The sequence below is a fragment of the Streptomyces sp. CBMA156 genome (assembly GCF_014596515.1).
GTDB lineage: Bacteria > Actinomycetota > Actinomycetes > Streptomycetales > Streptomycetaceae > Kitasatospora.
In genome coordinates this window covers 1-10,250 of sequence record NZ_MSJQ01000362.1, presented here as the reverse complement: position 1 = coordinate 10,250, position 10,250 = coordinate 1, and the positions used below count along the sequence as shown (strand labels likewise).

Sequence of the window (10,250 nt, the reverse complement as noted above, 5' to 3'; positions counted from 1 at the left end):
GCCGGGGGCAGCGGGCGGGCCCGCGCCGGGTCCAGCAGCGGGGCGAGCAGGTCACCCCGCGCGGCCAGCCGGTCGGGCAGCTCGGCCAGCGTGAAGACCAGGTCCCGCTCGGCGCCGGCCCGCTCCAGCTCCGCCCAGGCCAGCGGGGTGGAGACGGTCGGCAGCGGCAGGGCCCGCAGGGTGTACGGCGCGGCGGTGGTCTTCTTGGCGTTGTTCTGCGACCAGTCGACCAGCACCCGGCCCACCCGCCTGGCCTTGGCCATGGTGTGCACCACCAGCTCAGGGTGCTCCGCCTCCAGGGCGGCCGCCAGCGCCTTCGCGTACCCGGAGACCCGGGCGCTCGGCGTGGGCTCGATCGGGACCAGCAGGTGCAGGCCCTTGGAACCCGAGGTCTTCACCCAGGCCGCCAGCCCGTCCGCCGCGAGCCGCTCGCGCAGCAGCAGCGCGACCGTCCGGCAGGTGAGCACGTCCGCGCCCTCACCGGGGTCGAGGTCCAGCACCAGCCGGTCGGCGAGGGCGGGCGCGGCGGCGTGCCACTGCGGGACGTGCAGCTCCAGGCACCCCAGGTTGGCGACCGCCAGCAGCGCGGCGCCGTCCTCCAGCACCACCTGGCGCAGCTCGCCGGTGTTGCTCGGCACCGCCACCGTGCGCACCCAGTCCGGGGTGCCGGGCGGCGGGTTCTTGGCGACGAACACCTCCGCCTCGACCCCGTCCGGGCAGCGCAGGAAGGAGACCGGACGGTCGCGCAGGTGGGGGAGCAGCGCGGTGTGCACGGCGGCGTAGTAGCGCAGCACCTCGCCCTTGGGGGTGCCGGTGCGCGGGTAGTACACCTTGTCGAGGTGGGAGAGGGCGAGGGTGCGCCCGTCCACCGTCATCTGCGGCACGGTCCGCCTCCGAAGCCTCCGGTGGGTGGCCCCCGCAGCCAGTCTGCCCCGCCCCGGGCGCTACCGCCCCGGGCCGGCCAGCGCGTGGGCGTCCGCGACCAGGTCCCCGATCCGGCCCCAGTCCGGCGCCGGCCCGTCCAGCCGCACGCCCAGCCACCCCCGGTGCCCCACGTAGGGCGGCCGGAAGTAGCGCTCGGTGTCCTCCCCGACGAGCCGCTGCTGCGTCCCGCCGGGCGCCGCGCACCAGAAGGCCAGGCGGTCGTCGTGGTGGTGGTCGGAGACCATCACGAACATCCGGGCCCGGCGTCCGGAGCCCGCGAACCAGCTCGGTTCCCCGTGGCTGACCCGCTCCTCGACGTCCGGCAGCGCCAGGCACAGCGCGCGCAGCCGCTCCACCGGTGTGCGCACGACGTCACCCCCGCGGGCGGGCGGCCGGCCGGGGCGCGCCCGGGTAACTGCCGAAGTACCAGTGGTTTCCCTCCGGGTCGACGGCGGCGAAGTCGCGCGAGCCGTAGTCGGTCTCGTACAGCCCGGTGAAGATCCTGGCCCCGGCGGCCACCGCGCGGGCGTGCACGGCGTCCGGATCGGCGGTGACCACGTACGCGGTGAAGCCGCCCGGCCGGCCCGGCCAGGGCTCGGCGCCCTCGGCCGGCTCACGGACCGAGCCGAGCATCACGCCGCCGCCCTCGGGCCAGGCGAGTTCGGCGTGCCGGACGACCTCGTCCTCACCGTAGGTGACGACCTCCTGGAAGCCGAATGCGTCGACCAGGAAGCGGATCAGGGCCCGGGCGTCGGTGGCCCGCAGGCTGGGCCAGACCTGCGGGGCAGGGGTCTCGGTGGTGTCCATGGCTCACTCCTCGGAAAGCGCGGGTCGTTCTGCCTCCCACTGTGCGTCTGCCGCCCGCGCCCCGCCTTGGACGTTTCGGAACTTCGCCTGCTCCGGCCCTTCCGCCGCCAGCCAGGCGCTCGGCGCCGCCCCGGCCAGCGCGCGGAACTCACGGGCCAGGTGCGCCTGGTCGAAGTACCCGCAGCGCACGGCCAGTTCGGCCAGCCGGGGCGGCGGCCCCGCGGTGAGCAGGCGCCTGGCCCGGTCGAAGCGCATCACCCGGGCGGCGGCCTTCGGGGTCAGCCCGGTCTCCCGGCGGAACCGCTCCTGGAGGTGCCGGGCGCTCCAGCCGGTCTCCCTGGCCAGCTCGGCCACCGGCAGCGCGCCGTCGCTGCGCCGTAGCGCCCGCCAGGCCCAGCCGACCTCGGGCGGCACCCGGCCGGAGGGGCGGGCGGCCCGCAGCAGCGCCCCGTCCAGTGCGGCGAACCGCTCCGCCCAGCTGCCGGCCGCCAGCAGCTGCTCCCGGAGCCGTTCGGCGGACCGGCCGAGCACCTCCTCGGCGGACAGGTCGATCCCGGCCAACTCCCCGGCGGGCAGCCCGAACAGCGCCCTGGCGGCGAGCGGGTGCACGGCGATCTGCACCCCGGACTGAGCGCCGTCGTGGGTGATCAGCGCGGGCGTGGTGTGCAGGCCGCCGAGCAGGGTCGGGTAGCTGCCGGGCGGCTGCGCGGGGTCGGGGTGCCCGGCGATCACCAGCGGTTCGTCGAGGGTGAGGATGAAGGTCAGGTACGGCGAGGGCAGCCCGCGGTGCAGGGCGGGGGCCAGGCCGCGCTGCCGGTAGCCGGAGTACCAGGCCAGGTACGGGCGCAGCGCGGTCGCGGGCCGGGCCCGGACTGCCTCGTCGACTGCCTCGCGGGCATCCGTGGTCACCCTTCCAGTATCGGTGGTCGGGGCGGCCCGGCGCCGGGCAGCGGTCGCGGGCCGAGGCGGGGTTGCTTATGGTGATGGCGCGGTCACACCCCTCCCGCCCCGACGGCGGGAGTCCGGGAGCACCGCCGGGGGGCGGGGGGCCTGGTGGGGGGAACCATCGACGAAGGAGTCCCCGTGACCACTGCCCGAGACATCATGCACACCGGCGCCCAGTGCATCGGCGCCCACCAGACGCTGGCCGAGGCCGCGCGGATGATGCGTGACAAGAACGTGGGCGCGCTGCCGATCTGCGGTGACGACCAGAAGCTCAAGGGCATCATCACCGACCGCGACATCGTGCTGCGATGTATCGCGGAGGGCAAGGACCCGGCCACGATGACCGCCATGGAGCTGTCGGGTCACCTGCACTGCGTGCGTGCCGAGGACAGCATGGAGGCGGTGCTGCGCAAGATGGAGCAGCACCAGATCCGGCGCATCCCGGTGATCGACGGAGACCGGCTGGTGGGCATGATCAGCGAGGCCGACCTGGCGATGGGCCACCGCGAGGGCCAGCGGTTGACCGATCAGCAGATCATCGAGTTCATGGACAGCGTCTACATGAAGCACTGACCGGCCGACACCCCTCGTGCCCCGTCCCCGCCGCCCCGGTGACCGGCCGGACCCCCGTACCGGCCGGACCCTCCGAGCATGCCGGGCGGGGCACCGGCGCGTCTTGTACAAATGCGCAGCGCCCGGCCGCGGACCGGTGCTGGCTAGGGCCTGTTTCAGAAGTGGATCAAGGTCATGTGATGATCATGTTCCATGACTCGGGGAGATCTGACAGACGCCCAGTGGACGGTGCTGGAACCGCTGCTGCCGCAGGGCATCAAGGCCGGTCGGCCGCCGGTGCACACCAAGCGGCAACTGATCAACGGCATACGGTTCCGGACCCGAACGGGCATACCGTGGCGGGATCTCCCGGAGCGCTACGTTGCGCCGTGAGGCGCTGTGATTCGAGTGGGGGTGAAAGACCACCACCGCCGTCCTGTCGCAGCAGGAGGGTGAAGCTGGAGGCAGCCTGATCCGGGTGGTGCCGGGGAGGGTGGGAGCGGCCTCGACAAAGCCGGGACGGGCCAGAACTGCCAGATGGCTCGGGTCCGGCGAGCGTGGCGAAGAGGAGTACGCGAGGAACCGACGTTGTTAAGCCCTCGACACCGGGCACCGGCTCGAACCTGGCGGATCTGGGCCGGGCGTGGCGCGCACCCACTGCGGTTGGTGGGGAACTTCCAGGGGGTCTCGTATCGCCGTCTGGGAGGCCATGGGGAAGGTCTGCGGCGTACCCATGGCGAGGCCACCGGGGCACAGTCGGGCTCCTCCTTCGCTGATGCGAATCGCAGTGAACACGGGAACCACCCGAGTCCGGTTCCCCGGTCGCCGGCAGCCAGCCGTCGGGCGGGGATAGGTGCGCCGACCACTGAACGGGTCGGGTGGGGCGGAGCCGCCGTAGTACTCGGAGTCCGGGAGAGCCGGTCACAGGGGGAAGGGCGGCAGTGGTTTCGAGGAGGGAGGGACTGCAATGCCGCAAGATGCGACGCCGAACGGCGACGCCTGCGTTCCGGGGCCGATCAGCTCGGGGGCGAAGGTAGCGGAGATGCAGGCCAAGCTTCACCGATGGGCGGCGGCCGATTCCGGCCGCCGGTTCGATGATCTGTTCAACCTCGTCCATGATCCGGCGACGCTGATGGTGGCGTTCGACCGGGTTGCGGGCAATCAGGGGTCCCGAACGGCTGGCGTTGACGGGCTGACCGTCGCGGACGTCGAGCGACAAATCGGGGTTTTCGGGTTCCTGCACAACCTGCGAGCCGAGTTGAAGGACGGCTCGTTCCGGCCGTTGCCCGTTCGGGAGCGCAAGATCCCGAAGCCGGGCGGCTCCGGCAAGGTCCGCAAGCTGGGAATTCCCACCGTTGCGGACCGGGTGATGCAGGCCGCGCTGAAGCTCGTGCTGGAGCCGATTTTCGAGACCGACTTCCTGTCGGTCTCCTACGGCTTCCGGCCCTTGCGGAGGGCGCACGACGCTATCTCCGAGATCCATCTGTTCGGCACCAAGAAGTACCAGTGGGTGCTGGACGCCGATATCGAGGCGTGCTTCGACTCGATTTCGCACTCGGCCCTGATGGACCGGGTGCGGAGGCGGATCAAGGACAAGCGTGTGCTGATGCTGGTCAAGACGTTCCTCAAGGCCGGGGTGATGACCGAACACGGCCGACACGAGGAATCCGACACCGGAACTCCGCAAGGCGGCATCCTGTCACCGCTGTTGGCGAACATTGCCCTGTCCGAGCTCGACGAGCACGTGATGGGGCCGTGGCAGCCGGGTGGGACGATGTCGAGCGAGAAACGGCGCGAGCGTCGGCGTCAGAAAGGACTGCCGAACTGGCGCTTGGTGCGCTATGCCGACGACTTCGTCGTCATGGTGCACGGCGCTCGGGAGGACGTCGAGACGCTGCGTGAGCAGATCGCCGAGGTGCTCGCACCGATGGGTCTTCGCCTCTCCCAGGCCAAGACCAGGGTCGTGCACCTGAGCGAGGGCTTTGACTTCTTGGGCTTCCGCATCCAGTGGCGGCGCAAGAAAGGCACGGACAAGTGGTACGTCTACACCTTCGTCGGCAAGCAACCGGTGCGGTCGCTCAAGACGAAGATCCGTGCTCTGACCCACAGATCATCACAACAGGATCTGGGATACGTGCTGACCAGGCTTGGCCAGATCATGCACGGTTGGGCCGGGTACTTCAAGCACGCCGTCGCCAAGGACCTCTTCTCGATGCTCGACGCCTTCACCTGGCATCGAGTGATCCGGATGGTCATGGTCCGGCGTCGTTGGCGATGGCGGGACGTGGCGCGATGGCTACGGCGACCCGACGGGTCGTGGCAGCCGATCCACGCTGGGGAGATCGAGCTACGGCCGATCGCACGAATCCCGGTCACCCGATACCGCTATCGCGGCACCCGTATCCCAAACCCCTACCTGCGAACCGAGGTTGCCTAGCGGAAACCATGGAGAGCCCGTTGCGTTGAGAGGCGCACGGCGGGTTCGGCGAGAGGTCCGGGGAAACGGGCCAGGAGCAATCCCGGCACCGCGCCCCGGGCCTACTCAGCGGCCATGGGAAACGGTGTACGGGCTGTTTCGCCGCTGGCAGCGCGACGGCACGTGGCACCGGATCCTCGAACAGCTCCAGGCCCGAGCCGATGCGAAAGGCCTGATCACCTGGGACATCTCTGTGGACTCCACGATCACACGCGCGCACCAGCATGCGGCCGGTGCGCGCAAAAGGGGGACCTGCAGGCCGAGCCGCCTGGCGGTGTCTTCACCGAACCCGACGATCACGGGCTCGGACGCTCACGCGGCGGACTGACCACCAAGATTCACCTGGCGGTCGAACAGGCCCAGAAGCCGATGTCGATTGTGATCACGCCCGGGCAGTGCGGCGACTCACCGCAGTTCCAGGTCGTCCTGGGCCGCGTCCGCGTGCCCCGGCTCGGCCCGGGACGGCCGCGCACCCGGCCCGACAAGGTCCGCGCCGACAAGGCGTACGGCTCCCGCGCCAACCGCTCCTACCTGCGCAGACGCCGCGTCTTCTGCACGATCCCGGAGAAGCGCGACCAGATCGCCAATCGTAAGAAGCGAGGCTCCCGTGGGGGCCGGCCGCCGAAGTTCGACAAGGACGATTACAAGCAGCGTCACGCGGTCGAGTGCGGAATCAACCGGCTGAAGCGGAACCGCGCGGTCGCCACGAGGTACGACAAACTCGCCGTCCGCTACGAAGCAACCGTGCTGGTCGCAGCCATCAACGAGTGGTTGTGACCAGCACTTTCGAAACAGGCCCTAGCTTCCGGCGTCCAGGACGGCGCTGGTCACCCGCCCGCTGACCCGGTCGGCGGGTTCGGGGAGGGCTGCGGCGGCGGTGTGCCGGGAGACCAGGAACGCGCGGGGCGAGCAGCCGACCATGGTGCGGAAGGTGCGGTCGAGGTGGGACTGGTCGTAGTAGCCGCAGCGCACGGCCAGGTCGGCGCCGGTGGGGCGGTCGCCGGTGTGCCGGTCCTGGTGGGCGGCCAGGGCGGTGAGGGTGTGCTGGAGCCGGAGGATTCCCGCCGCCTGCTTGGGGGCCACTCCGAGGTGTTCGCGGAAGCGCAGTTCCAGCCGGCGGCGGCTCCACCCGGTGCCCTCGACCAGGGTGCGGATCGGCACCAGCCCGTGGGAGCGCCGCAGTTGCCGCCAGGCCCAGTGGACGGACGGGTCCCAGTCAGGCCCGTACGCGAACAGCGCGCCGAAGTAGCCGTCCAGCATGGCGAACCGGGCCGCCCAGCTCGGGGCGTGGGCCAGCCGGTCGGTCAGCGCCCGCAGTCGCGGGCCCAGGACGTCCCCGGCCTCGGCCCACTGCCCGCCGAGTTCGCCGGCCAGCGGCCCGAACGCCCGGAACGCGCCCTCCGGGGTGAGTGAGACGGCCAGCCCGTACAGCACGCCCGCGTGTTCGGCGATCGTCGCGGTGCGGCGCAGCCCTGCCACGACCGAACCGAAGGCGGCGGCTGGGGCGAGGGAGACGGCGTCGGTGAGGCGCACGCCGCCCTCGAAGGCGAGCGCCACGGTGACGACGTCGGTCGGCACCTCCAGCCGGCGCCGCGGCTGCCGCAGGGCCAGCCGGTAGCCGCGGTAGCCGAGGACGTGCCCGCGCAGCGGGGCGGCGGGGACGCCGAGGACCGTCCCGGGCGCGGTGGGCGGGAGGGTGCTCCGGATCATCGCAACTCCCCTGCTGGGACCGGCGGGTGACAGGTGCAGCTCCATGGTAGGCGCCCTCCCGCGCCGGTCGGGCGGCCGCGCGGGGCGGCGTACGGGCGCGAACGGGCGTGAACGGAGGCGCCCGGCCGCTCGTCCCAAGGGCCGGATCGTGCTTTCCCGGTGGTCGGGAAGCGGGCAGAATCGCGCGCATGGGAAAGCAGTACGAAAGCATCGACGGTCGGCTGCGCCAGTTCATCGAGCGTCAGCCGGTCTACTTCGTGGCCACCGCCCCGCTGGCCGCCGACGGACACGTCAACCTCTCGCCCAAGGGGCGTTCCGGAACCCTCGTGGTGATCGACGAGCTGACCCTCGCCTACCTGGACTTCGGCGGCTCGCAGGCCGAGACCGTCGCCCATCTGCGGGAGAACGGCCGGATCACCCTGATGTGGTGCGCCTTCGAGGGGCCGCCGACCGTGGTGCGGGTGCACGGGCGCGGTGAGCCCGTCTTCCGGGACGATCCGCGCTTCGCCGGGCTGCTCGGCCACTTCGGCCGGGCCGCCGACGGTTCGGGCCTGCGGGCGATCGTGCTGGTCAGGGCGGAGCGGGTGAGCGACTCCTGCGGGTACGCGGTGCCGTTCATGGACTACCGCACGGACCGTGACCTGCACGCCCAGTACTTCGACCGCAAGGGCGAGGAGGAGTTCGGCGCCTACTGCGAGCGCAAGCCACTGGTCGGCACCAGCATCGACGGCCTGCCGGCCGTCCCGATGCCCCTGCCGCCCCGGCCCGCCCCGGCCGCCGCCCGCACCGGCGGGTCCGGCACCGACGACTGAGGCCGGACGGTCGCGCCCCTCGGACGGAACGTGACGTGGGCGGAACGTGACGGGAGTGGCACGCGACGGGAGTGGCACGCGACGAGAGCGGGACGGGGCGCGGACGGAACGTGACGGAGGCGGAACGCGACGAGGCCGCCGCACCCCCGATGGGGTGCGGCGGCCTCGGCCGGGTACGGCCCTGCGGTCCTACTTGGTCAGACCGGCCTTGACGGAGCAGACCGGCCAGGCGCCCGGGCCCTGCGAGGCGAGGACCTTCTCGCCGATGGCGATCTGCTGGTCCTTGGTGGCCTGGTGGGCCTGCGGGGCGTAGGCGGTGCCACCGAAGGCGGCCCAGGTGCTGGAGGTGAACTGCAGGCCGCCGTAGAAGCCGTTGCCGGAGTTGATGGCCCAGTTGCCGGTCGCCTCACAGGCGGCGACCTTGTCCCAGACCGAAGCCGGCGCGGCGGAGGCGCTGGTGGCCGTGACGAGGCCGGCCACCGGCAGGACGGTGAACGCCCCGGCCATCAGAGCCATCCGGACGCGGTTGCGGCGCTTCGGGGTGGCGGTGGTGGTGGCAGCGGCGGTCTCGTTACGGAAGGTCATGGAGTTCCTTTCGGAGGGGTCTGCGAGCACGCGGAACCAGGCCCTCGGAAGGCCGTCGGTTTCGGGGACACGTCACTCGCGTGGTCCTGCACCGTCCTGCCCGGGGGCCTCGGAGGCCCGGCCGGAGCGGATCGCTCGGTGCAACGAGTTCGAAGTTACGGGGGTGGTCGTGCCGGTTTCAAGGATTTGAAGGTTTAGCCACGTCAGAGGGCTGTTACCGAGGGTAAAGATCAAGGAAATGTTCCCATTTCGCCCGATTTGCACCCATTTCCAAGATCAAAACACCCCCGGAAGTGGCCCGCGCCACTCCGAACCGGCCCCGGAACCGCTGTGAGGCCGCCCACACGGTCGACAGTGCGTGACGGGCCGCCCGCCACCGGTGCCGATTCCGCCGCGGCGGCCGGCGGCCGGGGTGGCCCGCACCACAGCCCTCACCCGCCGTGCCCCCTGCGGTCACTCCCCGTGGCGGGCATAGCCTCGGCGCATGAGCAACGAGAGCGATGCAGCGGACACGGCGGACGCGGGAGAGGCGCCCGCCGGTACGGGCGGGTCGGCGGCGGCCGGCCCGGGAGGGGCTGCCACGGCCGGGCTGCCGACCGGCGCCGGGTACCACGAGGCCGCGGCCGCGCCCACGGGCTTCGAGCTGGGTACCGACGGCCCCAAGGTGGTGCTGGCCGGTCTGGACGGCTCCGACTCCTCCTGGCGCGCCACCGCCTACGCCGCCGGACTGGCCCGCCGGCAGGGCGCCGTCCTCGCGGTGGCCTACATCCAGCCGATCCTCGGCGCCGCGACCGCCCTGGCCGGGGCCGCGGTGGAGGAGACCACCCAGGAGATCGCCGAGGAGCTGCTGGCCGCGCTGCGCGAGGCCGAGCACCGGGTGCGCGAGGTGTGGCAGGTGGAGTGGCGCTTCCTGACCATGCGCGGTGACCCGTACACCGGCCTCGCCAAGCTCGCGGACGAGCTGCGCGCCGACGCCGTGGTGGTAGGGGTCTCCGAGCAGGCCGGTCACAAGGTGATCGGATCGGTCGCCGTCCGGCTGGTGAAGGCGGGCCGCTGGCCGGTCACCGTCGTGCCGTAGTCCGTAGTCCGTAGTCCGTAGTCCGTACTCCGTGGCCGGTGGCCGGTGGCCGGTAGTCCGTGGCCCGTGGCCGGTGGCCCGGACTGCGGGCCGGGCCGCCCGCCGGGCCGTGTGCCGGCGGCCGGTAGGGTGCGTGACCATGACGGACACGCGGGGCACGCACCCCTCCGGGCCCGCCCACCCGACCGGCAGTGACCTGCACCTCGACCTGCCCGCCCGCGGCGGACGCCGCGCGGCGCTGATGGCGGCGCTGCGCGAGGCGATCCGCAGCGGCAGACTGGCCCCCGGCACCCGGCTGCCGCCCTACCGGGCCCTCGCCGCCGACCTCGGCCTGGCCCGCAACACCGCCGCCGAGGCCTAC

The 10,250-nt window shown here is 72.2% G+C and carries 12 protein-coding genes and 1 pseudogene; 7 read left to right on the top strand and 6 right to left on the bottom strand.

Going from position 1 to position 10,250, the window contains the following annotated elements; all coding sequences use genetic code 11:
- From ligD to BU198_RS31555, 4 genes are all read right to left on the bottom strand, one after another.
- A partial coding sequence (gene ligD, locus BU198_RS31570) for a non-homologous end-joining DNA ligase (protein WP_188300279.1) occupies nt 1–875 on the bottom strand: 875 nt, incomplete at its 3' end.
- Between the two features lie 69 nt (nt 876–944).
- A complete protein-coding gene (locus BU198_RS31565) occupies nt 945–1,292 on the bottom strand; it encodes an MmcQ/YjbR family DNA-binding protein (RefSeq protein ID WP_188300278.1) in 348 nt (115 codons plus the stop codon).
- Nucleotides 1,293–1,296: 4 nt separating this feature from the next.
- Nucleotides 1,297–1,731, bottom strand: a complete 435-nt coding sequence (locus BU198_RS31560) for a VOC family protein (RefSeq protein WP_188300277.1) — start codon at nt 1,729–1,731, stop codon at nt 1,297–1,299.
- A gap of 3 nt (nt 1,732–1,734) precedes the next feature.
- Entirely contained in the window at nt 1,735–2,640 is a 906-nt protein-coding gene (locus tag BU198_RS31555) for an AraC family transcriptional regulator (protein ID WP_188300276.1), read from the bottom strand.
- A 174-nt stretch (nt 2,641–2,814) separates the two neighbouring features.
- On the opposite strand from BU198_RS31555, the gene BU198_RS31550 reads away from it, so the two are divergent.
- From BU198_RS31550 to BU198_RS31535, 4 genes and pseudogenes are all read left to right on the top strand, one after another.
- Complete coding sequence (locus BU198_RS31550) at nt 2,815–3,249, top strand: CBS domain-containing protein (RefSeq protein ID WP_188300275.1); 435 nt, start codon at nt 2,815–2,817, stop codon at nt 3,247–3,249.
- Between the two features lie 192 nt (nt 3,250–3,441).
- Nucleotides 3,442–3,609: pseudogene (locus BU198_RS31545) on the top strand (transposase); the annotation flags it as partial.
- 586 nt (nt 3,610–4,195) lie between these two features.
- On the top strand, nt 4,196–5,665 hold the full coding sequence (gene ltrA / locus BU198_RS31540; RefSeq protein WP_188300274.1) for a group II intron reverse transcriptase/maturase: 1,470 nt from the start codon (nt 4,196–4,198) through the stop codon (nt 5,663–5,665).
- A 114-nt stretch (nt 5,666–5,779) separates the two neighbouring features.
- A complete protein-coding gene (locus BU198_RS31535; protein ID WP_223245217.1) occupies nt 5,780–6,481 on the top strand; it encodes an IS5 family transposase in 702 nt (233 codons plus the stop codon).
- Nucleotides 6,482–6,502: 21 nt separating this feature from the next.
- Here BU198_RS31535 and BU198_RS31530 read toward each other — a convergent pair whose 3' ends face one another.
- Nucleotides 6,503–7,414 (bottom strand): helix-turn-helix domain-containing protein, encoded by a 912-nt coding sequence (locus tag BU198_RS31530; RefSeq protein ID WP_188300273.1) that lies wholly within the window; start codon nt 7,412–7,414, stop codon nt 6,503–6,505.
- Nucleotides 7,415–7,602: 188 nt separating this feature from the next.
- Between BU198_RS31530 and BU198_RS31525 the strand changes: the two genes are divergently transcribed.
- Nucleotides 7,603–8,226, top strand: coding sequence for a pyridoxamine 5'-phosphate oxidase family protein (locus tag BU198_RS31525; protein WP_188300272.1), 624 nt, complete (start codon nt 7,603–7,605; stop codon nt 8,224–8,226).
- 189 nt (nt 8,227–8,415) lie between these two features.
- Here the strand turns inward: BU198_RS31525 and BU198_RS31520 are convergent, their stop codons facing one another.
- Nucleotides 8,416–8,811, bottom strand: coding sequence for a transglycosylase family protein (locus BU198_RS31520; protein WP_401084085.1), 396 nt, complete (start codon nt 8,809–8,811; stop codon nt 8,416–8,418).
- 484 nt (nt 8,812–9,295) lie between these two features.
- On the opposite strand from BU198_RS31520, the gene BU198_RS31515 reads away from it, so the two are divergent.
- Nucleotides 9,296–9,889, top strand: a complete 594-nt coding sequence (locus BU198_RS31515; RefSeq protein ID WP_188300271.1) for a universal stress protein — start codon at nt 9,296–9,298, stop codon at nt 9,887–9,889.
- Between the two features lie 139 nt (nt 9,890–10,028).
- Nucleotides 10,029–10,250 (top strand): GntR family transcriptional regulator (locus BU198_RS31510; RefSeq protein WP_188300270.1); only part of this gene is annotated, 222 nt, incomplete at its 3' end.

Excerpts from the sequence above, each read along its gene's own strand:
- BU198_RS31560 (WP_188300277.1), bottom strand. The coding sequence starts at position 1,731 with ATGGACACCACCGAGACCCCTGCCCCGCAGGTCTGGCCCAGCCTGCGG.
- ltrA (WP_188300274.1), top strand. The coding sequence starts at position 4,196 with ATGCCGCAAGATGCGACGCCGAACGGCGACGCCTGCGTTCCGGGGCCG.
- BU198_RS31535 (WP_223245217.1), top strand. The coding sequence starts at position 5,780 with ATGGGAAACGGTGTACGGGCTGTTTCGCCGCTGGCAGCGCGACGGCAC.
- BU198_RS31530 (WP_188300273.1), bottom strand. The coding sequence starts at position 7,414 with ATGATCCGGAGCACCCTCCCGCCCACCGCGCCCGGGACGGTCCTCGGC.
- BU198_RS31525 (WP_188300272.1), top strand. The coding sequence starts at position 7,603 with ATGGGAAAGCAGTACGAAAGCATCGACGGTCGGCTGCGCCAGTTCATC.
- BU198_RS31520 (WP_401084085.1), bottom strand. The coding sequence starts at position 8,811 with ATGACCTTCCGTAACGAGACCGCCGCTGCCACCACCACCGCCACCCCG.
- BU198_RS31515 (WP_188300271.1), top strand. The coding sequence starts at position 9,296 with ATGAGCAACGAGAGCGATGCAGCGGACACGGCGGACGCGGGAGAGGCG.